Source organism: Edaphobacter lichenicola, from assembly GCF_014201315.1.
GTDB lineage: Bacteria > Acidobacteriota > Terriglobia > Terriglobales > Acidobacteriaceae > Edaphobacter > Edaphobacter lichenicola_B.
The window spans coordinates 249,392-270,568 of sequence record NZ_JACHDY010000005.1 but is presented as its reverse complement, the minus strand read 5'-3'; the positions used below and the strand labels follow the sequence as shown (position 1 = coordinate 270,568).

Here is a 21,177-nt window from a genome sequence, read left to right as displayed (position 1 = left end):
CCTGCATTCTTCTGCTAGTTGCCGGGTTTGGTCGCCGGCGGGGTTTGAGGCTGTGCCTGAATTGGTGGCGGTGGCGGTGGCGGCGTCTGCCCGGAGGCAATCAGCGCGCTATCGATCATACGATACACGTCCTCGAGCGGCTGCGCTCCCTCCACCTTTTCTCCATTGATGAAGAGCGCCGGCGTGGAGTCCACCCCCAGGCTTTCGCCCAGCTTGATCGACGCTTTGATGGCGGTGTCATCCTGCTTCGCGAGGCACGCATTGAGCGACTCCGCGTTGAGATTCTGCTTCTTCCCCTCGTCGCGCGCCAGGGTGTCGAGCGTCTCGTTGGCCTTGGCGAGACTCTTGTCTGCGCCGCCAAGCTCTCCCGCGTGAGCGTGGATATAGTCCACCAGATTCCAATATCCCGCTGGACTGTGGGCGCCTACGCAGTTGGTATCGATCGCCGCACGCATGGCCCAGGGATGCTGATCGAGCGGGAAGTCGCGATAGACGATATGAATCTGATCCTTGTAGCGCTCGGTGAGTGCGGGAAAGAGCTGCTCGTGCATCTTCGCGCAGTAGGGGCACTCGAGGTCGTCGAAGCCGACGATCAGCACCGGCGCATTCGCCGGACCACCGCGTGAAGGACGCCCCTCGCCGCTCACGAGGAGCTTTGGATCTTTGCTGATATCGAACTTGGTGAACTGGGCCAAGGTGTTGCCGTCGGTCGAGAGCAGAAAGTCGGCGGGCTTGCTCGACTTGCCGTCGGCCAGAAACATCACGCTGATTTTGTCAAAGCCGGGAACCTCGCTCCTGGTGCGCGGTCCGATCTGGATCACATAGGCGGGGGGAATCGACGCCCTGGAACGGATCAGCACCTCCACCCTGCGCATGAGTTCGGGAGAGAGCTTGTCCGAAGCGGAGGCGGCAGTCTGGTTCGCAGATTGGGTCGAAGGGGTCTGTGCATGGCAGCCGAGGGCGGCCAGCGTAAAGGCAAAGATCAGGGCTCGGAACGGCTTCACAGCGATTAACACAATACCTCGATTATCTCACGCAGAGGCGATTTACAAGGCAGCGGACCCCTCTGAGCGGCCCCGGGAACGGTCCCAGGAACAGCCGCGCCATCGGCCCTTAGAAGAGGCTCGCCGCCCGGCGCAGATTGCCCGCGGTTCCGATGTTCAGCAGCGTGAAGTTGAATCTCTCTGTTGTCTCGTTTCGCACCGAGCCCAGCTCGTACTTGCGAACCTCGACGCTGAAGCCGCAGCAGTCCCAGTTATAGGAACCCTGCACGGCTCCGTACTGCACCAGGCCGGTGTTATTCGCGTTGAGATCGAGCCCTACATTCCCTGCCACGCCCAGCCCCGGCTTGGTCGGCGAACCGTAACCCAGAAGCAGCCGAAGCTGATTGAAGTCCGAGACCGCGGAACTCACTCCTTCGGTATAGAAGCGTCCCGGAGCGTTCAACCTCGCGTAGCTGAGCCCGGCAAAGACGTTGTTCTCATGCACGTCCACCAGCACGTTGTTCGACGTAAATTTCTTCGCTCCGGTATCGAGATCGAAGTCCCACTCGACATCCATGTGCGACGAGGTCCGCAAACGCAGACGCGAGACCAGAGGCGAGATGGCGCGGGGCTCCGTGAGAAACGCGATTCCGGAGAAGTTCAGCGTCGTGTCGAAGATGTTGCGCCGGCCGTTGATGACGGCTCCGCCAAAGTTCTCGTTGAAGAAGTACTTCTGCGTCAGCCGCCAGCTGAGCAGCGGGTGACTGCCGCAGCTGGGCAGCGCGTCTTTCCCGTTGCCGATCCCATTGCCGATCCCATTGCCGATCTGGCCCCTGGTCTGAACCTTGCCGCTATCGTCATCCCAGTACTGTGTCTGCGCTGCGGCCACGGGCCTATCCTTGCAGGGCCGGGCCTTCGTCGGTCGCAGGAACAGGCGTTGCGTCACTCCATACTCCAACTCGTTCGTGTTGCTTACGATGTCGGCATCGTCGAAGCGGAGGGCGCTCAAAAAGTTATTGACCCCGGTCACGTAGCGGTAGGTCAGCTCCGGCTCGATGGTGTGCTTCACGTCGTTTCCGTCGAACAGCTTTTCGACGCCTGGCGAATCGAAGGTCCGCTCCACCACAGGCGCCCGCAGATCCGCCTCAACCTCAACATCCGACCGGTTCAGCGGGGTCGGAAGCTCGACCGGCACTCCGATTGGCGAGTAGGGAACCTGCCTGCTTCTGCTGTACGCCGTCTCGCGCACCGCAACCGAGGACAACACTCGCCATCCGTCGAAGCCCATTCGATAGGAGAGCTGGGGATGCACGTCGAAGCGCTGCGTCAAACCACCAGTAGAGAAGCCCGGCTGCACCCGCGAGAGTCCAGCGTGCGAGGCGTCTACGCTCCACAGCAAGCCGGTCCTGCCGATCTCATGCTCGGTGCTGCTGAAGTCGAACGACGGCGCATGAAAGATCTTCACCTGTTCTTCCAGAATCGCTGGAGTGGTCGGGGTCGCAGCCACACCCGCCTGTTTCAATCCCTGATATCGATCCACACGCGCCGACGCCGAATATCCGTCCCACTGGTGCACGCCGTACACGATGGAAAGGATGTCGCTCGATACCGCGACGCTGAAGTTCTCGGCGAACGCCTCGCGATAGGCGTACGAACTCAGATACTCCACGTCCCCGGCCACTCTCGTCTGCGAAGTGAAGTCGTGCCGCCCGGAGATCGTGGCATCCTCTCCGCCCTGGTTCAGGTACGCGCCGTTGGTAAAGATCCCACGGTCGAGCAGGCCGGTATATCGGGCCTTCGCGAAGTCGTTACCCAGCCCGCGATATCGAAACGTCGCTGACTGCTCCCACCCGCGGAGGGAGTAGTACTGCGCGCCTACGGTGAGGTCGGTGCTGCGGTTGATCGCCCAGTAAAACTCCTCGCCGAGGATAAATCCCTTGGTCGACGAGTAGCCCGGCACCGGAATCATGAAGCCGGTCTGCCTCTGCTCGGAGTCCGTTGGATGGGTCACGTAGGGTAAAAACAGCACAGGAATATTCATCAGGCGGAAGGTGCTGTTCTGGGCCTTCGCCTTCTCGCTGTCGACCGCAAACTTTCCTGCGTAGAGCATCCAGTCGGGGTGCGGGAGCTGACAGGTCGTCAAGGTTCCGTCGTAGATCTCGTAGGACTGCGGCCCTGTCCGCACGACCATGCGGCCGGTGAACAGAAACGGATTGCTGCTGGAGTAAGTCAGCGTGTGGCCTGCGCTCTTGAGCCCCACCGAGCCGGTTACGTCGTAAAAAGTTGCCGTCTGCTGCTTGAGATTCATGGTGCCGTGACTGGCGGTGAGGTCCTCGTGGTTTGCGCCTCCGCTTACGCGCAGATGGCCTGTGGCGGTCAAATCTCCGGAGGCCTGATCGAATTCGATGTGATCGGCCTTCACGATGCGGTCGCGATAGGTGAGCACGACGGCTCCATCCAAGGTGACGACGCTACCGTTTCTCGACAGCGTGTCTTCCTCTGTCTTTACGTCGGTGGTGTCATCGGTTGCGGGGAGCACCACTGCCACTGGATAACGCGCCGCTCCCGGCTCATCCGGCAGGCTCGTGGACGACTGCTGCGCATCAGAAAGGGGGGTTGCCTGACTCGTCACCTGCTGCGCCGACAGATGTGGATGACTTGCAGGGAGCACCATGATAGTTATCAAGAGGTAAACAGCCGTCCGGAGGTTGCTCGAGCACCTTCCGTGAACCTTCGCGACGGCAGGCAACGGCATCACGCCGCCGAACAGCAAAGGCGGCAAAGGCAGTCGGCGCTGCCTATGGGGCTTTATCCCAGGTTCGTCCGGCTTGAAACTTGATTTGAGTCTGATCAGGCGCACCACTCTTTGAGGCTAAACGATTTTACGGAAGCGAGTTTGGAATTGAGCACAATGAGCTCTGCACAGCGTGACCTGCTACCACTGGACGAAACCGCAGCCGAAACGGAAGCGGGCGCGCCGTTTGCGCTCCGGGAACAGGTAGCTCAGCGCCTGGCTGCCCACCGGGCCCGCCGGACGCAGCAATCGGGCTCGGCGGTCACTCCCATTGCGCAACCTGGTCCTGAGAAGTCACGCTCCTCCCGCATCGCCGCCGCGGTTGCGGAGCGCTACGCGAACTCGCCGAGCTACCGTACGTTCCTCGCCGAGCAGGCCGAAGCTGCGATTCGCGAGGCCGAAGCTGCAGCCGAGGTTGCTGCCCTCAGCGCCAGGGCCGTGGCCGATGCTCAGTACCAGTTGCTGGCGGATCTGGACCAGTGGACGCTGACTCCTCCGACGCCTGCGCCGCCTGCGCTAGTCGCCGCGCCGAAACTCTCTGCTGTGGAGCTCTCTGACACCGCAGCTCTCGCGCATACTCTTCCAGCGACCACTCAGGTTTTGTCGCCGGCACTCACGGTAAGACGCTACGAAGACGCAACCCGCGGCCCGCTGCGGGAACAAGTCTCGCCCCCCAGCCGCCCCCTGATCTACGAGACCTACGAAGCCTTGAATGAGGAAGAGACTCTCGCGCTCGATGAGGAGATCGCCTTCCGTCAGGCTCCCGTCTTCGAAGAGTCCGGCCCACCGATCGAGATTCCGGCTAACCTTATCGAGTTTCCCCGTCAGCTGGTGGCGGCCAGAAAAGCTCGCCCGCGGCTGGCGGAAGGTCCGCTGCGCGAAGAGGCCGACCAGGCGTCTCACAGCAATCAGACGACGCAGCTTCGCATCTTCGAGGTGGAGGCTGCCCAGATCTCAACCACTCCAGTGGTGGAATCGGTTGCGCCGGAGTGGTCCTCGATTCTGCTTGCGGCACATCCGGTTGCTGCACCGGTCGAAACTCCTGAGGCCCCCTTCCAGCTCGAGCATCGACCGGAGGCCGCGCCTCTCAACCTGCGGCTGATGGCTACGATGGTGGATGGCTGCATCATTACGGCCTCTTTTTTGTGCTTCGTTGCAGCCTTCGCGCTGACCGTCGGGAAGCTATCTGCCAACCCGGCGAATCTTGCTGCCAACAGCATGCATATGAGCCTGCAGACCGCCGCCATCGGTGCGGGTGGAACTCTTGCAGTTTTCTCACTGCTCTATCAGCTTCTCTTCTTTACCTTCAGCGAGGCGACCCCCGGTATGCGGTACGCCCGCATCGGCCTCTGCACTCTTTCGGATGACAACCCTACGCGCTCGGCCATGCGCCGACGTATCTTCGCGACGGTCCTTGCTGCCTGTCCGGTTGGTATCGGCTTCCTTTGGGCGTGGATGGATGAAGACGGTCTCGGGTGGCATGACCGCATCTCCCGCATGTATCAGCGTAGCTACTAAAAGATAGGTCCTGCCGGACGGGCCTCCTGCGCGGAGAGCGCCCACTTCGTGGGGTGTATACCGGTCTGGGCAGGATAATCTGTGCAGGGCCTCCCGTTGGTCGGAAGCATCTTCCGTCGCGACCAACGGGAGCGCCAACTGAAAGGACATACAAGTCATGAAGTAACCGCGGCCCGCGCAGGGCGCACTTCCGGCAGGACATACCTTCGAGCGTCTAGAAGGTCGTGCTTACCGTCAAGCGGAACGTCTTTCTGGGCTCACGCAGGATGTAATCAGCCCCATAGAACTGAAGGGCCTGCTGATAACTGAACTGACCAGCTCCATCGCTCGGGAAGTAGCTCTTGAACGTATTCACGTTGTCCGGACCAGAGTTCGGAACCGCCAACTCCTGCGGAACGGTCTTGTAAAGACGCAGCGGATTGTAGGCGTAGAAGATCCGGAACGGCGCATTGACGATCGGCAGAATCACCTGCAGCTCGGCGCCGAGGGAGTCCCGCGGAACGAAGTTTGTTCCTGGCACAATCTTCAGCAGATTCGGGAACTGCACCGACTTGCCGCCGAAGCAGGCGCCGTTGACGATCGTGGGACATCCATATTGCGCTCCATCGATCAGCGACTGACCTGCCGTGCTCTGCCGCAACTGGCCGTGCAATGCGTCGAAGGTCATACCGAAGTCGTTGAAGAAGGCAAAGGTCACCTGGTTCACGATCGGAATGCGGTACTCGATGTTCGAGACGAGCTGCGTGTCTCCGCCGATGGAGACCATGCGGTAGATCGGCAGCGGAATCTGGACCGGGCCAAGTGCGGGGTTGGTCGGATCGCGCGGAACCGAGGTTCCATCGGGGTTGGTGAGGATGTACTGAACTTTATTCGGAATGAAGGTGTAGGGGCCGACCGACCGGATGTCGAAGCCGCGCAGATCGGATTCGCCTCCGCTATAGAGACGATGCGTTGGGGGAGCGACCTCGCCTGCAAAGCCCTGGGCATGAGTCAGCTGGATACGATACCCCAGCACGTTGTGGCCCTCGCGATTCACCCTGAGGCCCTTCATCGGGAAGAACTGACGATAGCTGGCGGCGGGCAAGATGTACTTGACGTTGCCGCCTACGCCCGCCACCTGCATCGACACATTGAAGTCTTTGCCGTTATGCGGTCCAACCGCGCGATCGAGGCTTGAGAACGTGAAGCTCGGCGTTACGACCGACGTAATGATGCCGGACAGCTGATTCTGCCCTGCAACGCCCGACCGGAACGCGAGCGACTGAAAGACGTTGGTCGTGTTCTGGTTGAATGTCGTCACGGAAGACCGCGACAGCGAGTACGAAAGACCGACACGCGTCACGCCGGTCTTTGCAAACAGATGCCGCAGAGGCTCGCTTGCCGAGATCGTCAACCCCGTCGTCGACTGGTTATAGTTCGTCAGCAGCGATTGCTGCGCCGTCGTCAGGTTTCCCGCCGCCTGGCCGGTCGCCGACTGGCTCTTCGAAGGATTGAAGTCATACTTGCTGGCGAAGATCTGAGCGCCCAGCGAGATCGGCTTGTCGCGCAGATAGGGTTCGGTGAATCCGAGGCTCAGGTTACGCGACAGGTCGCCGATATTTGCCTGCACCGAGAGCGTCTCGCCTAGTCCGAGAAAGTTGTTGGTCTCGTAGTTCAACCCGACAAACGTTCCCGAAAGCCCGCTGATGCCGCCGTTGAGGCCGATCGAGTTCTTGCCCTTCTCCTTCAGCTTCAGCAACAGATCGACGGTTCCGTCGTCAGTATTCTGGCGGCTCTCGGAGTCCTGCTCGGCCTTCAACGCCTCGAAGTAGTTGAGCTGATTCAAGCGCAGGATCGAAAGATCCCAGAGCCGGCTGTTATAGACCTGCCCTTCTTCCAACAGGAGCTCGCGCCGAATCACCTTGTCGCGCGTAATCGTATTGCCGGTAAACTCGATCCGCGAGACATAGAACGCTTTGCCTTCATCGATATCGATGTTCAGCTTGATCGTCTTATTGGCTTCATCGATGGTCGGTACCGGCGTGCCTACGAAGTTGATGAATCCGCCTTCGCCAAAGGCCTTACGCAGCTGATCCAACCCTTTGCCGAACAGGGTCGCGTTGAAGTACTCGCCATCTTTCTGAGCGAACTGCGCACGCAGCGCCTTGGTATTCGTGAAGTGGGTGTTGCCAGAGAAGGTGATCCCGGCGAGCTTGTAGCGCGCGCCCTCTTCTACCGGCATCAGGATATCGATCCGCTTGCCCTTGGACGGGTGCAGTGTGAACGGGTTGATTCCGCCCGCGTCACGAATGTGCGTGGTTGGCTCGCTGGTCAGAGCCTTGAAGTAGCCGCGGTCACGGTATGCCTGACGCACGCGCTCGGTGTCTTCATCCAGCTTGCTCGCGTCGAAGGTTCGCGCAAAAAGATTCTCCAGGATGATCGAGTGCGGAATTCCGATGGGCCGCAGATTCTTCATCGAGGCGCGCAGGGTGCGATCGTTGATGCTGTTGTTGCCCTGAAAGGCGATCTTGCCCACCTTTACGGTCGGCCCCTCTTTAATGTTGAACGTGATCGCCACGGCCGCCGGGGGAATCGTCTTGACCTCGGTCCGGATGGTGGCGAACTGGTGTCCGTGCTCTGCCAGCAGGTCCCTCAGCACCACCTCGGCCCGCTTGATCTTGGTGGGGTCGTACTGGCTCTCGACCGAAAGCGGCACCTTCGCCTTTTTGAACCGGTCCAGAATGTCGGACTGCGTCACCGAGCCGAGACCTTTGTAGTTGATCTCGCGAATCGTCGGCTTCTCTTTGACGTAGATGATCAGTTGCACGCACTTCGGGCTGTCGACGCGCTCAATCCGCACATCGTCGAAGTAGCCGGTGTTCCAAAGCGAGTTGAAGTCCCGCTCCACCACCAGCGGGTCGTAGAGGTCGTTCTGCCGGCTGTAGAGCCTGGCCAGCACGGACTCCTTGGGAATGCGTCGGTTACCGATCACCTGGGGCTGGCACAGCGTCTCCACGTTACCGGACAGCGATCCGGCCTGACCGGAGAGCGACTGGGCCGAAAGCGGCTGGGCCAAAAGAGACGAGGCCGAGAGGGACGAGGCGGCCAGCGCCGTAAACGCAATCATGTACGCGGCATAAGCGATGCGGGAGCGTCTGGAGCGCGTGCACACAGTCTTGGTCTTGCTTTTCAGGGAGCTTCCGCTCTCTCGATTCACGGTAAAGATACGCACACCCTCACTGCTCTAAAAATGACGCTCGCCAGCAAAGTCAGCGAAGTCCTGATTATATGGGAGCGGCCAGCCGTTAGCGAGTTCGCCCCGTGGTTCTGGCTGGACAACCTCAATCCAACCAACGAATTTCCGCGTGATGCTTTGACGAACGCGCCCAACCAAAGGCACCCGCCTAGGGCTTAACTCTCCAACTCCGCCGTAATCGTAAACTCCTGCGCCGACCCGTCCCATCGCACCGTCAGCACATTCGGCTGGCAGCAGACCTGGCAATCCTCCACATACTGCTGCTTCGAGCCGCCCGACTCGTCCACCGTCGTCTCCACCCACTCCCCACAACCCGCACACTGAAAACCGGCTGCATGCATCCGTTACCCCTCACTCAACCTCACGGTGTCTTCGTCTCCCCTTTAAGATACTTGTCGAACCACCTCACCGACCGCGTCAGTTCATCCACCTGATGCTCCCGCTTGATAAAGCCATGCCCTTCTTCGGGGTAGTACACCGCGTCCACCGTGCGTCCCTCCTTCTTCAGAATCTCCACCACCTGCTCGGCCTCCTCCTTCGGCACGCGAATATCGCGCTCGCCCTGCAGCACCAGCAGCGGAGCCTTCTCCTCCCGGATGTACTTCAGCGGCGACGATGCCTCATATACCGCCTTGTCCGCCACCGGATCGCCCAGCAGCGTCTTCTCATACTCCTGCAGCCGCGCGTCGGAGTGCTGCAGCATCGTGTACCAGTCAAGAATCCCGTACTCATCCACGGCCGCCGCCCACATATCAGGGTTCTTTCCGATAGCCATCAACGTCATAAACCCGCCATACGAGCCGCCCCAGATCCCCACCTTCTTCGCGTCGATAAATCCGGTGGCTTTCAAGAAATCCACGCCAGCAATCTCATCCTTCAGATCGGCGCCGCCAAGGTCTTTGTAGTTCGAATTCTGGAACTCCATCCCATAACCGGTCGACCCGCGCACATTCGGCGCAATCACTACGAACCCACGCGATACCAGCAGAATCGCCCGCGGACTGAAGCTGTCCACCGTCTGGCCGGTCGGTCCGCCGTGCGGCATCACCACCACAGGGGTCGTACCATCACGCTTCAAGTTGAACGGTACCCATACAAACGCCGAGATCATCTTTCCATCAAAGCTTTTGTACGTCACCAGCTGCGACGAAGGCAGCACAGCCGCCGCCAGCACCGGACTTTCATTGTGTGTCACCTGCGTAATCGCCCCACCAGCGCTCAGCAGATAGAGATTCGGCGCATGCGTCGAGTCCTGATGAGAAAACAGATAGCTGCCATCATCACGAAACGCCGTCGGCCCGGCACCAGCAGTATTCAACCCCGCCGGTATGCCGCGATCGCTCGCCTTCAGCGTCTTCGCGTCCACAAAACTAATCGTGGCTCGTCCATCCGCGTTCAGGGTGTAAGTAAACGCGTCACCCTTCGGCGAAAATTCCCCCGCGTGCGCCTCCCACTGCGTATCCGTCACCCACCGCTGCTTCTTCGAGGCGATATCCAGCAACGCGACATTCAAATAGCCGCTCTTTTCATTTGAAGTCAGCAGCAGGGTTTTGCCGTCCGGCGACACCGCAGTGGCAAAGACGAGGACCTTTCCGGTATGAGCCGTCAGCTTCTCGGCCGCACCACTCTTTACATCCAACCGGTAGACGTCCGCATCGTCGAGTCCCACCTGGCGCACCACGTACAGGCTCCGTCCATCCGGGCTCCAGTCCTCAACATCCCAGAAGGCCTTCGGATCCGTCTCGTGGGTCAAGACCCGCACCTTCCCTGTCGCCCACTCCATCACCGCTATGTTGGTCGAAGCCTCCACCTTCACCTTGTTGTCGAACGCCAACCACTTGCCATCTTTGGAAAAAAGCGGACTGCTCTCACTGGTCTTATCCGTATTCGTAAGATTCCGCGGCTCGCCTCCACTCACCGGAACCGCGTACAGGTCGTAGAGCTCATCGCCGCCCTTGTCCTGCTCGTAGACGATCTCGTTGTCTTCTTTGGTAAACGCCGGGCTGGACTGCCGGTCATCCGACTTCAGCAGCTGCCGTGCCCCCGTTCCATCCGCCTGCATCAACCAGAGATTCAGACGCCCCGAAGCATTGCTGATGTATCCGATCTGCTTACCGTCCGGCGACCACGTCGCCCCGCCAAGCCGCACCGTCTGCAGCAACTCGGCTACCGGCATCGGAGACGACCCAGCCGCGCTCTCCGCCGAAACCACGCTCCTGGGGTCCGTCGCCACCCTGTCACCCGGTCCCGAAGCAAATCCCGAAACCGAAGCTAGCAAAACTAATCCAGGCAACAAGCGGAAGCGTGTCATCGCAAACTCCGTAGGAATCGAAGTAAACACCAGAAACCGACCGGGCCAGACTAGCACGCCGCAACCCGCAATTTCTCCGGAAAATCACATTCGGCCACAGGCGTTCAACGAATGCGAGGAGTCATTTATCCCCGCTGATCGCCTTCGTCACCTTGCCCTTAGCATTGAAAAAATGCAACACGGTTCCCCATCTGACTTCAGGCAAGACCTACCTTCTCGACGGCAAGACTGGAGGTGATAAGACCGCGTTCGCTGGTGTTGGAGAGGCTGACAGTCTCGTAGCTTTTGGAGCTGAGATCGTAGACCTGACACTCATCGAAGGGGCGTGAGTAGATATGAAGTGTGACTGCGCGGGAGCCGAACGCAGGCGGATTGACGACAAGATGGATCGGTTCGTCAGAGTCGACCTCGGCAGGATTGTCAGCGTCGATGATGTAGCGGTCGGTGGGGGCGAGTTCACAGAAACGCGTCGAGGCGTCCTGGTGAACGAGGCGGTAGTTCTGCACCTGTACCTTGCCGAAGGCGATGCCCATCCAACAGCGCTGGTTCGTGTGATTGTGAATCCTGCTCTTCTGCCCGATGTCCCAGCAGATAGCGATGAGATCGAAGAGCGGTGTATGAAGAATGAGATTTCGGGTGTAGCGCTCAGGGCTGAAGTAGAGATAGGGATGCAAACTCGCGATGGAGACCGGATTCTCACGCATATACTCGAGCACGGCGTTGTCGGTAAACTGCTGTTCCGGGATTTCGCTTAGGCCGGTGGCGAAGGCGCTGATGTCAATCATGAAAGTTCAACTCCTACAGTGTCACTCCCGATTGTTGCTGGTCGCGACAAGAGGAGTCAAGGAACTCCAGAGAGACGAGCGCATTCGAACAGCACGAGTCAGCGTCTCAGTCACGGAATTGAACGTCACCTGATATCGGCCTGCCCCTTCCGTACCTCAACCAAAGTCGAATAAAACGTAGCGCCGCCGCCGATATCGGTCAGGGTCTCCGACGTCAGCGCATTTACATTCGCGCCGTTTGCCGAAAGCTTGTTCCAATCCAGCCGTGCCGCCACCACGCCCGCCGCCACCTGCGCGTTCACCAGCGCCCGCAGCGTGATGCTTCCGCGCCCATTGAAGACCTCCACCGCATCGCCGGTCGCGATCTCTCGCGCCGCTGCATCGGTCGCATGCATCTCGAGTATGCCAGCCGTGCGCGCCTCCATCCGCTGATGCAGAGGAATATTCGCAAACGTCGAGTTCATGTAGTTATCCGCCTTGCGCGGCAGAAACTCCAGCGGATACGCGCCCTTTGCAGCATTCGCGCGGGACTCGGTCGGCGCAGTAAACACCGGCACCGGCAACAACTCGCCGCGTCCGCTTGACGTCTTGAACCACTCGGGTGTGCTGAACGGCAGCACGTCACCGTTTGCGTCCACCGGCATCTGCAGCGGGACGTGCCCCTCGCGCTCCAGCCGCTCGCGCGTAATTCCGGCAAACCAGGGGTTCTCACTCTTCAGCGCCTGATCGATCAACTCGTCCTCGCGATCGTTAAAGCACGGCTCGTCAAAACCCATCCGCCGCGCCAGCTCCCCAAACATCGCGACGTTGCTCCGCGCCTCACCCAAAGGCGCAATCGCACGGTTGCTCACTTGCGCGAACAGATGCCCATACGCTCCCTGCACATCCTTCACCTCGAGAAACGTCGGCGCAGGCAGTAGCACATCGGCATAGTCCGCCGTATCGGTGAAGAACTGCTCGTGAACCACCGTAAACAGATCGTCGCGCTTCATTCCGCGCAGTACATCGTTCTGGTTTGGAGCCACCGCCGCCGGGTTCGAGTTATACACAAACAGCGCCTTCACGCCTGGACCATCCGCTGGGTCGTTGCCCAACGTAGTCAGCGCCTGGCCCAGCTGACTCATATTCACCACGCGCGCCGGTCGTCCCAACGGACTGGCTAACATCAACTCCGGCATCTGCAACGCCTTGTCATTGAACGGAAACGAACCCGACGTAGAGAGCAGCAACCCGCCGCCCTTGTGCTTCCACGCACCTGTCAACAACGGCAGCATGCAGACCGCCCGCGCCGCCGTGCCGCCGTTCTCACTCCGCTGAATCCCGTAGTTCAACCGAATCACAGCAGGCCCTGACGAGCCGTTACGCCCCGCCGCAGCATACGCCCGCGCCAGCCGCACAATCGTGCCCGCATCAATTCCAGTAGCCTTCGCCACACTCTCGGGCGAGTGCTTCGGCTTCAGCGCATGCGCTCGCAGCTCTTCAAATCCGTTCGTGCACGCAGCCACATACTCGCGATCCTCCAGCCCCATGCTCAGGATCACGTGCATCAGCCCCAGCGCCAGCGCAGTATCTGTGCCTGGATTGATGGCCAGATGCTCGTCGGCCAGCGCAGCCGTCCGCGTCCTGTACGGATCGATCACCACCAGCCGCGCACCCTTGCGCCGCGCCTCTTCAATAAACGGCCACAGGTGCACATTGTTTCCGTGGATGTTCGCGCCCCAGGCAATCACCAAACCGGCATGTGCAAAGTCCTGCGGCACCGTCCCCAGCTTCACGCCATAGACATTCTTCAACGCCGTCCCGCCCGCCTCCGCGCAGATCGTCCGCGCCAGCTGCGAGGCTCCCAGCCGATGAAAGAACCTGCGGTCCATCGACCCATAGCCAAGCTGCCCAATCGTCCCGGCATAGCTGTAAGGCAGCACACTCTCTGGGCCGAACTCCGCCGCGATCTTCGTCAGCTTCGCCGCAATCTCGTCCAGCGCTTCATCCCACGAGATCCGCTCAAACGCCTCCGGCTCGCGCCCCTTGACGGATCCATAGCCCAACGGCCCATTCGCGGCACCCTTCTTCCGGCGCATCGGATACAACAATCGATCGGGTGAATAGACACGGTCAAGATACTTTGCCACCTTGCCGCATAAAAACCCGCGCGTTACAGGATGCGAAGGATCACCCTGCACCTTCACCGCTTTGTCGGTCAGCTCATCGACCGTCACCAGCACGCCGCACGAGTCCGGGCAGTCATGCGAACACACCGCATGAACGACCTTCCTCGCACCCAGTTGCGCAGCCGTTTCGATGAGATTTGCAGCCATTTCATTATTTTAGTCTCAACAGCCCGCACCCCCGCACCAATTGGCGTTGTATGCTGCTCCCAACACCAGAGCCCAGTGACAAACCCATGCCCCGCCATCACCTAGCCACTCCAGCCCGCCTCGAAGCCTTCTCCGACGGAGTCATCGCCGTCATCATCACTATCATGGTGCTTGAGCTCAAGGTCCCCCACCAAAACGGCATCTCCGGCCTCTATGCCGTCCTCCCTACCCTGGCCGTCTACGCCATCTCCTTTGCCTTCACCGGCATTTACTGGATCAACCACCACCACCTCGTCCACCGCACCGAAGAGGCCGACGAGCTCGTCCTCTACGCCAACCTCGTCTTCCTCTTCTGCCTCTCGCTCCTCCCCTTCTTCACCTCCTACGTGCTCGAGAAAAAGCTCGACTCTTTCTCCGTCTTTCTCTACATCGCCTCGATGATCTTCACAGGCTTCAGCTTCCTTCTTCTGCGTCTCTCCATCGCTCGCCGTCTCCGCATCGCCAACAAACTCGAGGCGCAGGACACCTCCGTCCAGCGCAAGAACCAGCTCTCCCTCTTCGTCTATCTTGTCGCCTTATCCATTGCCTTCTCGCACCCCCACGTGGCCCTCGGCCTCTGCGCCTTCGTCACGATCATCTGGATCACCCCCACCGTAGGGGTCAAGTCAACCGAAGACCTCGACAACACCCACTTCAACCGCGATTAGCTGCCGCTACAAAGCCGGCTCACGAAGCATCTCCGCATCGACTCTTTCTGCAGCTCGCCGTTCGAAGCGATCCCGAAGCACCATGAACGGGCGCTCCACCAATCCGTACAACACACCAGCCGCCACCAGGCACGTCACCGCATAAACGACCACCGTCTTCCAATCCGGAGAGGCTGTGAGTGAGGGCAGGTAGCTGCGATCCAGATGCGCGACTTCTTTATGCGTCAGATAAAGACTGAATGCGAGCGTAGCCAGCAAACGCGACCCAGGCACTGAAAACCTGCTCAGCCACCCATCGCGGCTAACGCTCGAAACCACCAGCAAACCCAACCCAACCGCGAGCAGCGGGAATCCAATTACCGTCCCCCACGCCGCAATCTTCGTCGCATCGGCCATCGCATCGTCTCGAAACATCCAGCAGACCGCCCCTGTAAGCGCGATCCCTGCAACCATCGCCGCATGACCTCTGCGCGCCAGCCAGGACCACCATTCCGGCCGGAAGATCCGCACCAGCGCCAACGTCACCCCAACCACCAGTCCATCCAGCCGCGAGTACGTTGGGTAGTACAGATAGCGGTAGTAAAAAATCCCGAAGTCGTCCGGCACCTCGCGTCCACTCCATCCCGGCGGCGCAATCAGAGGAAGCAGCTTGTAGCCACGAAAGCAGATCCCAAACAGAATCACGCCACCGATGACAAAGACCGTCCTGCGCAAAGACGGCCTTCGCATCAACCAGATCACCAATAGCGGAAGCACCAGATAAAAATGCTCCTCCACACATAGCGACCAGACATGCGAAAAAGCATGTTGGCTAAAGTCGACGAAGAACAGATTGACCGTGAACGTCAAAAACTGCCATAGGGGGGCAGCACCGGAGACTCCCGCCATGCAGGAAACACAAGATAGATCCACAAAACAAGAAGATACGCGGGAAGAATCCGATAGGCTCTCCGACGGTAAAAACTCCGAATCGAAGGCCGATCGCCAGACGCGTAGGGCTTCAGCAGCTGCATCCCGATCAGATACCCGCTCAACACAAAGAACAGGTCGACACCCATCCAGCCAAACTGCGCAACAACTGCCATGCTCTCCGGAAGAGATGATTTCAGGTGATACGACATTACAGCCACGATCGCAGCCGCCCGCAACGTGTCCAGCCCCGGCAATCGCTGTAAGTTCGATCTTGTCATCAACATCCTTTGTCAAACGATAACCGGCAATTCCCTTACTCTCCGAAGACAGATCGAAGACTATCCGAAGGGTGCACAGACAGTTACCGTAGACAATCCGGCCGCGGAATCCTTCACCCACATCGGCTACTATCAATTCAACCTGACACGGCGTCCTAGGAAGCAAACACACGAAGCAACGCCAAACCAGACAGCTTTTCCTTCGAGGTTCCTCATGCCACTGCGTTCCTCTCTCCGCCTTGCTGCCGTCTTCCTCGTCCTTCTCGCGCCGGTCACCCTACCCGCACAGACCGAGCCACTCCACACAGCCACCCGCCAGGAGCTCGACGTTATCAAGGTCCTCCTCGCCCAGGAGGCTGCCTGGAATCGCGGCGATCTCACCGCCTTCGCCAGCGGCTACAAAGACTCCCCCGACACTCTCTTCATCACTCACCAGATCTCCCGCGGCTACGCTGGCCTGCTCGATCAGTACAAGCGCGACTACCCCAGCCGCGCCGCCATGGGCAACCTCACCTTCTCCGATCTCGAGGTCCACACGCTCGATGAAAACTTCGCCGTCTGCATCGGCAAGTATCATCTTGACCGCGGCAAAAAAGATGGCGGCAACGCCGGAGGCATCTTCTCCCTCGTCTTCGAAAAGACGACCGACGGCTGGAAGATCGTCATCGACCACACCACGTAGCTACCGTAAGCGCTATCCTCGCTCGCCACTAAGCTCCGCGATCAACCCCTCCAGCTCAGTCCGCACCTTGGCGCTCATCATCTCGAACAAGAAACCCGCCCCGCGCGTCCTCACCATCCTGCTGGTCCCTTCGCACCGTAGCACACGGTCATGCGCCCGAAAGATAATCTCCACCGGCGTGCCCGGAGTTAGTCGCAGACGGGCTTCTGTTTCGATGTAGCACCCACCCTGACTCACATCGAGCACCCGCCCGCGAAACAGCATCGTTCCATCCTTCACCATCACCTCGGCCCACGCATCTACGGCGTAGCGCGTATGCTCCCGCCGCTCGACGATTCCCTCCACCGCAACACTTCGCCGCTCCTTCTGATCCTTCTGCTCTTCCTGCTCCGCATGGCCATCGAACTGGCTATCGACTTGACCCTCGAACTTGTCCACGCCCGCCTCCCAGAGATCGTGCCCATCCCGCGAAGCGAGAACGGCTGATCCAATCATCGGCGCAGATCCCGAAAGCATTAAAGCTTTGAAACTCACGCCCAATCGAACATGTGCCGCACTCTCAATTTATTAGTTTTCGGTATCCAAACCGCGCCTCAAAAATTGAGGGCCCGGCAATCCAACCCAAGCCGTCCGCCGTACCTCTTACTAGCGTGTGGCTGTGCAAGGCGAGCCTAACGGAGACACGAGACACCAATGCAATGCACAAAATGCCACTACGGCAAGCTCTCGCGCACAAAACGCGTCGGACTCCTCGAGGGCAGTGTCCTCCCCTTCTTCGGCTACTTTCCGTGGATCTGCTCCACCTGTAAGCAGCGAGTTCTGGTCAAAGACCGCGGAGAACGAAGGCGACTCGTCCGCGACGAAGATTCAGGTCCAACACGATCAGCCCGCCCACAAGAAAACGACCTCCACCAGCTACAGTGAAGGCCGTCCGATCTCAAAGTCTGAAGACGCTCAGACCGTCATGATCTCTTTTTCCTTTGCCTTGAACAGCTCTTCCACTCGCTTGATCTCCACGTCGGTCAGCTGCTGAACCTCTTCGTTCGCCCGCTTTTCATCATCGGCCGAGATCAGCTTGTCCTTCGCGGCCTTCTTGATCTGGTCGTTTCCATCGCGACGAATGTTGCGGATCGCAGTCTTATGGTCCTCCAGCGTCTTGTTCAACTGCTTCACCACATCCTTGCGCCGCTCCTCGGTCATCGGGGGCACCGGCACGCGAATCACCTTGCCATCGGTCATCGGATTCAGCCCCGTTCCCGAAGTGCGAATCGCCTTCTCGATCGCCGATACCATCCCGGCGTCATAAGGCTGCACAAGGATCAGCGTCGGCTCGGGCGTAGAGACCTGCCCCATCTGGGCCACCGGGGTATCCGTGCCGTAGTAATCCACTTTGATCTGGTCGAGCATGTGCACATTTGCCCGCCCCGTCCGCGCCGACAGCAGATGTCCACGGAAGTCTTCGACCGTGCTCTCCATCTTCGCCTTCAGCTGCTGATGCGTACCTTTTAACGCCTCGATCCCTGCCATTGCCGATGCCATACGTTCTCCTCCACTGCCATCCGATATTTTACAGAGACGCGCTCCACCATGCGAGGCTAGCCGTGAAAACCTGCTTGGCGCCGTGTCCTGCCGGACGGGCCCACTGCGCGTGGAGCGGGCGTTCACACGCCTTTTTAGAGCTTCGCGTGGTCCTCCCGTTGGTCGGAGGGAAAGTTGATTTCGACCAACGGGAGAACCGTCGAGGTTCATCCTGCCGTGACCGGTACACGTGTCACGAAGTGACCGCCCCACGCGCAGTGGGCCCGTCCGGCAGGACAGACATCTTTAATGCGCAGCGAGGATCTGATCCGCGATGGCGGCAGCTTCGACGGTAGGGCGGACGTCATGGGTACGGAGGATGCGCGCTCCAGCGAGGATGGCCGCTACGTTGGCTGCGGTGGAGGCCTGAAGGCGGTCGTCCATCGAAGGGGTTGCGCCTTCGAGAAGAACCGACAGGCTGGGGCTTTGGGCCAGAGTGTGGGCGAGAAAGCCCTTGCGCGAGATGCCGGCAAGGATTGGTAGATCGAACCGGTTGAGTTGGTCGAAGTGCGCCAGAAGTGGATAGTTTTCGTCGAGGCGTTTGCCGAAGCCGAAGCCTGGGTCGAGGACGATCTTGTTGCGTTGGACGCCCGCTGCGGTCGCGGATTCGAGGCGCTCGGCTAGGCCGGTGAGAATCAGAGGCAGGACTGCTTCGGGCGCCAGTGGGGGAAGACTCGGCCACTCCTGGGGGCGGCCTCGGGTGTGCATGAGAATGGCTCCGCAACCTGACTGGGCGCAGGTTTTGGACATATCGGGGTCCCAGAGGTGACCACTGACGTCGTTGATGATCTCGGCTCCGGCTTCGAGGGCACGGCGAGCGGTGGTGGCGTGGAAGGTGTCGATGGAGAGGAGGGTGCCGGGTTTTTCTTTGAGGATGGATTCGAGGACGGGGAGGATGCGGGATTGTTCTTCGTCTGCGGAGAGCTGCGTGGCGTTGGGACGGGTGGATTCTCCGCCTATATCGAGGATCTCGGCGCCTTCTTCGAGCATCTTCAGTGCCTGGGCGAGGGCTCGCTCGGGGGCGTGTTGGTGAGAGTAGAAGTAGCCACCGTCGGAGAAGGAGTCGGGCGTGACGTTGAGGATGCCCATGATGACGGTTCGCGCGCCGAGTGGGAGGATGCGGGTGCGGAGGTGCCAGTCGTGATGGGTGCGACGGGTGAAGGGCATGGTTGGATTTTAGCTGTCTGTCCTGCCGGACAGGCCCACTGCGCGGGCGGCGGGCGTTCACACGCCTTGTTAGAGCTTCGCGTGGTCCTCCCCTTGGTCGGCATAATCTTCCTTGCGACCGACGGGAGCGCCAACCGAAGGGGTATACCCGTCACGAAGTGATCGCCCCACGCGTAAGTGGGCCCGTCCGGCAGGACACGAGGCCTTGGAAAGAGGATGCTAGACTGCGCGGATGGTGAGGCTTTCGGAACGGGGTGCTGCTTGGCTGCTCGGGGTTGTGGTGTGCACTCCAACGCTCTGGGCACAGACACAGAGCGTTGGATGTGATGAATCTGTCGTGGGGAAGGTTGGCCGGAGCGGGTCTTGCACAGAGTTGGCACAGACGATTGCCGGGTTGTTGGAGGAGATCGCGGTGGCGCGGGATCACTGGGGCATTGCAGTAGTAGCAATGGACGGCGCACCGATCTATTCGTTGAACGAAGGACAGCTCTTTCAGCCGGCTAGTAATGCGAAGTTGTTTACTACTGCAGCGGCGATGGCTCTGCTGGGAGCGAAGACGACCTACCAGACGAAGGTGCTGGCGCGCGGAGTTTTTGGCGATGGTGGAAAGCTGACGGGACATCTCGTGCTAATCGGAAACGGAGATGCGAATCTGTCGGGCCGCGTCTTGCCGTATGTGGCGCCGGTGCCCGGGCAGAAGCCCGATGCGTCGGAGTCAGGCCCTGCTCCGTTGCGGTATCTGGAGGAGATGGCGGACCAGATCGCGGCGACGGGACTGAAGAGTCTGCGGGGAGATGTGATTGGGGACGACACAGTGTTTCCCTGGGAGCCTTATGCGCAGGACTGGGCCATCGACGATGCCGTGTGGGGATATGGCGCACCGGTGTCGGCTCTGTCGATCAACGATAACCAAATCAAGGTAACGGTGACACCCGGAGATGCGGTGGGTGCGCCGGCGAGTGTGGTGATCGATCCGGCGATGCCTTATTACACGCTGGATGTTGCAATGACTACTGGAGCGGCGAAGAGTGGGAGCACGGTGCAGATGGAACGCGCTCCTGGGTCCAAGGTGTTGCGAATATACGGAGCGATTGGTTTGCACGGGCGGCCGGATGTGGAGGAGATTGCGATTCAGGATCCGGCGGCGTATGCGGCGATAGCGCTGAAGGGAATGCTGGAGGCTCGCGGGGTTCATGTGACCGGAGAGGCCAGGGCGCGGCATCGGGTGTTGCTGGATACGGAGAGCTTCAGTCGCGAGTCGGGCGCGGTTGTGGATGCTGCCACGAAGGAGGTGTCGCCGCAGCAGAGGATTGAACCGGCGGATGATGCGGCTTTTGGAATAGCTGCTACGGGAGAGGAGAGGACTCTGGCGAGTCACGCGTCCGCTGCGCTTTCTGAGGATGTCGTAGTGACGAATAAGGAGAGCCAGAATCTGCATGCGGAGTTGTTGCTTCGGCAACTTGGCCTGGCGCGTGGAAGAGATGGGACGATCGCGCAAGGGGCGCGGGTGGTGCGGGAGTTTCTTGTGAACGCGGGTGTCGATAAGGATGATTTCGCCTTCCTCGATGGGTCGGGGTTGAGCGGGCATGATTTGGTGACGCCGCGGGCGACGGCGCGGTTGCTGCAGTATGCGAGCGGGCAGACGTGGTTTGCTGACTGGAAGAGCAGCCTGCCTGTTGGCGGAGTGGATGGGTCGCTGGAGGGGCGATTTACGAAGGCTTCGCTGATGGGGAAGGTGTTTGCGAAGACGGGGACGCTGGGGGAGGCGCGGGCTTTGAGTGGGTATGTGGAGTGTGCGAGTGGGCGGATGGTGATCTTTTCGATCATGGTGGGGAATCATCTGCCGCAGGTTCATGCAGACCGCGAGGTGATGGACAAGATCGTGGAGGCGATTGCGGCAGCGAATTGATTT

Annotated in this window: 17 protein-coding genes; 5 read left to right on the top strand and 12 right to left on the bottom strand. The window is 60.0% G+C overall.

Annotated features, from left to right (window positions below):
• Positions 1 to 14: 14 nt before the first annotated feature.
• Both HDF09_RS16550 and HDF09_RS16545 read right to left on the bottom strand, forming a co-directional pair.
• Positions 15 to 1,016, bottom strand: a complete 1,002-nt coding sequence (locus tag HDF09_RS16550; RefSeq protein WP_183768331.1) for a DsbA family protein — start codon at positions 1,014 to 1,016, stop codon at positions 15 to 17.
• 97 nt (positions 1,017 to 1,113) lie between these two features.
• The gene (locus HDF09_RS16545; protein ID WP_260181398.1) at positions 1,114 to 3,657 is read right to left on the bottom strand and encodes an LPS-assembly protein LptD; all 2,544 of its coding nucleotides are present in this window, start codon (positions 3,655 to 3,657) and stop codon (positions 1,114 to 1,116) included.
• Between the two features lie 237 nt (positions 3,658 to 3,894).
• Between HDF09_RS16545 and HDF09_RS16540 the strand changes: the two genes are divergently transcribed.
• On the top strand, positions 3,895 to 5,295 hold the full coding sequence (locus tag HDF09_RS16540) for an RDD family protein (protein ID WP_183768329.1): 1,401 nt from the start codon (positions 3,895 to 3,897) through the stop codon (positions 5,293 to 5,295).
• Between the two features lie 214 nt (positions 5,296 to 5,509).
• Here HDF09_RS16540 and bamA read toward each other — a convergent pair whose 3' ends face one another.
• From bamA to HDF09_RS16515, 5 genes are all read right to left on the bottom strand, one after another.
• Positions 5,510 to 8,506 (bottom strand): outer membrane protein assembly factor BamA, encoded by a 2,997-nt coding sequence (gene bamA, locus HDF09_RS16535; RefSeq protein WP_183768327.1) that lies wholly within the window; start codon positions 8,504 to 8,506, stop codon positions 5,510 to 5,512.
• A gap of 179 nt (positions 8,507 to 8,685) precedes the next feature.
• On the bottom strand, positions 8,686 to 8,871 hold the full coding sequence (locus HDF09_RS16530; protein WP_179580454.1) for a CPXCG motif-containing cysteine-rich protein: 186 nt from the start codon (positions 8,869 to 8,871) through the stop codon (positions 8,686 to 8,688).
• Positions 8,872 to 8,891: 20 nt separating this feature from the next.
• A complete protein-coding gene (locus HDF09_RS16525; RefSeq protein WP_183768325.1) occupies positions 8,892 to 10,841 on the bottom strand; it encodes a S9 family peptidase in 1,950 nt (649 codons plus the stop codon).
• Between the two features lie 197 nt (positions 10,842 to 11,038).
• Positions 11,039 to 11,626 carry a cysteine dioxygenase gene (locus tag HDF09_RS16520; protein ID WP_183768323.1) on the bottom strand — a complete coding sequence of 196 codons (588 nt, stop codon included), beginning with the start codon at positions 11,624 to 11,626 and terminating at the stop codon, positions 11,039 to 11,041.
• 125 nt (positions 11,627 to 11,751) lie between these two features.
• Positions 11,752 to 13,941, bottom strand: a complete 2,190-nt coding sequence (locus tag HDF09_RS16515; protein ID WP_183768321.1) for a molybdopterin-containing oxidoreductase family protein — start codon at positions 13,939 to 13,941, stop codon at positions 11,752 to 11,754.
• Positions 13,942 to 14,027: 86 nt separating this feature from the next.
• On the opposite strand from HDF09_RS16515, the gene HDF09_RS16510 reads away from it, so the two are divergent.
• Positions 14,028 to 14,648, top strand: a complete 621-nt coding sequence (locus tag HDF09_RS16510; protein WP_183768319.1) for a TMEM175 family protein — start codon at positions 14,028 to 14,030, stop codon at positions 14,646 to 14,648.
• Positions 14,649 to 14,654: 6 nt separating this feature from the next.
• Here the strand turns inward: HDF09_RS16510 and HDF09_RS16505 are convergent, their stop codons facing one another.
• Both HDF09_RS16505 and HDF09_RS16500 read right to left on the bottom strand, forming a co-directional pair.
• Positions 14,655 to 15,536, bottom strand: a complete 882-nt coding sequence (locus tag HDF09_RS16505) for an acyltransferase family protein (protein WP_183768317.1) — start codon at positions 15,534 to 15,536, stop codon at positions 14,655 to 14,657.
• Positions 15,494 to 15,838, bottom strand: a complete 345-nt coding sequence (locus tag HDF09_RS16500) for an acyltransferase family protein (RefSeq protein ID WP_183768315.1) — start codon at positions 15,836 to 15,838, stop codon at positions 15,494 to 15,496. Before HDF09_RS16500 ends, HDF09_RS16505 begins: the two co-directional genes overlap by 43 nt.
• 214 nt (positions 15,839 to 16,052) lie before the next feature.
• On the opposite strand from HDF09_RS16500, the gene HDF09_RS16495 reads away from it, so the two are divergent.
• Positions 16,053 to 16,520 carry a YybH family protein gene (locus HDF09_RS16495; RefSeq protein ID WP_183768313.1) on the top strand — a complete coding sequence of 156 codons (468 nt, stop codon included), beginning with the start codon at positions 16,053 to 16,055 and terminating at the stop codon, positions 16,518 to 16,520.
• Positions 16,521 to 16,532: 12 nt separating this feature from the next.
• Here HDF09_RS16495 and HDF09_RS16490 read toward each other — a convergent pair whose 3' ends face one another.
• Positions 16,533 to 17,015: a PilZ domain-containing protein gene (locus HDF09_RS16490; protein ID WP_183768311.1), complete on the bottom strand. Its 483-nt coding sequence runs from the start codon at positions 17,013 to 17,015 to the stop codon at positions 16,533 to 16,535.
• 198 nt (positions 17,016 to 17,213) lie between these two features.
• On the opposite strand from HDF09_RS16490, the gene HDF09_RS16485 reads away from it, so the two are divergent.
• The gene (locus tag HDF09_RS16485) at positions 17,214 to 17,444 is read left to right on the top strand and encodes a hypothetical protein (RefSeq protein WP_183768309.1); all 231 of its coding nucleotides are present in this window, start codon (positions 17,214 to 17,216) and stop codon (positions 17,442 to 17,444) included.
• Positions 17,445 to 17,474: 30 nt separating this feature from the next.
• Here HDF09_RS16485 and frr read toward each other — a convergent pair whose 3' ends face one another.
• Both frr and folP read right to left on the bottom strand, forming a co-directional pair.
• On the bottom strand, positions 17,475 to 18,059 hold the full coding sequence (frr, locus tag HDF09_RS16480; protein ID WP_183768307.1) for a ribosome recycling factor: 585 nt from the start codon (positions 18,057 to 18,059) through the stop codon (positions 17,475 to 17,477).
• 285 nt (positions 18,060 to 18,344) lie between these two features.
• A complete protein-coding gene (folP, locus tag HDF09_RS16475) occupies positions 18,345 to 19,265 on the bottom strand; it encodes a dihydropteroate synthase (protein ID WP_260181396.1) in 921 nt (306 codons plus the stop codon).
• 373 nt (positions 19,266 to 19,638) lie between these two features.
• Between folP and dacB the strand changes: the two genes are divergently transcribed.
• On the top strand, positions 19,639 to 21,174 hold the full coding sequence (gene dacB, locus HDF09_RS16470) for a D-alanyl-D-alanine carboxypeptidase/D-alanyl-D-alanine endopeptidase (RefSeq protein ID WP_260181395.1): 1,536 nt from the start codon (positions 19,639 to 19,641) through the stop codon (positions 21,172 to 21,174).
• The last annotated feature ends 3 nt before the right edge of the window (positions 21,175 to 21,177 follow it).

Coding starts and splice junctions, on each gene's coding strand:
- HDF09_RS16510 (WP_183768319.1), top strand. CDS start 14,028: ATGCCCCGCCATCACCTAGCCACTCCAGCCCGCCTCGAAGCCTTCTCC.
- HDF09_RS16530 (WP_179580454.1), bottom strand. CDS start 8,871: ATGCATGCAGCCGGTTTTCAGTGTGCGGGTTGTGGGGAGTGGGTGGAG.
- HDF09_RS16485 (WP_183768309.1), top strand. CDS start 17,214: ATGCAATGCACAAAATGCCACTACGGCAAGCTCTCGCGCACAAAACGC.
- HDF09_RS16500 (WP_183768315.1), bottom strand. CDS start 15,838: ATGACAAGATCGAACTTACAGCGATTGCCGGGGCTGGACACGTTGCGG.
- HDF09_RS16520 (WP_183768323.1), bottom strand. CDS start 11,626: ATGATTGACATCAGCGCCTTCGCCACCGGCCTAAGCGAAATCCCGGAA.
- HDF09_RS16505 (WP_183768317.1), bottom strand. CDS start 15,536: ATGGCGGGAGTCTCCGGTGCTGCCCCCCTATGGCAGTTTTTGACGTTC.
- frr (WP_183768307.1), bottom strand. CDS start 18,059: ATGGCATCGGCAATGGCAGGGATCGAGGCGTTAAAAGGTACGCATCAG.
- HDF09_RS16495 (WP_183768313.1), top strand. CDS start 16,053: ATGCCACTGCGTTCCTCTCTCCGCCTTGCTGCCGTCTTCCTCGTCCTT.
- HDF09_RS16525 (WP_183768325.1), bottom strand. CDS start 10,841: ATGACACGCTTCCGCTTGTTGCCTGGATTAGTTTTGCTAGCTTCGGTT.
- HDF09_RS16490 (WP_183768311.1), bottom strand. CDS start 17,015: ATGATTGGATCAGCCGTTCTCGCTTCGCGGGATGGGCACGATCTCTGG.
- HDF09_RS16540 (WP_183768329.1), top strand. CDS start 3,895: ATGAGCTCTGCACAGCGTGACCTGCTACCACTGGACGAAACCGCAGCC.
- HDF09_RS16545 (WP_260181398.1), bottom strand. CDS start 3,657: ATGGTGCTCCCTGCAAGTCATCCACATCTGTCGGCGCAGCAGGTGACG.
- HDF09_RS16515 (WP_183768321.1), bottom strand. CDS start 13,941: ATGGCTGCAAATCTCATCGAAACGGCTGCGCAACTGGGTGCGAGGAAG.
- folP (WP_260181396.1), bottom strand. CDS start 19,265: ATGCCCTTCACCCGTCGCACCCATCACGACTGGCACCTCCGCACCCGC.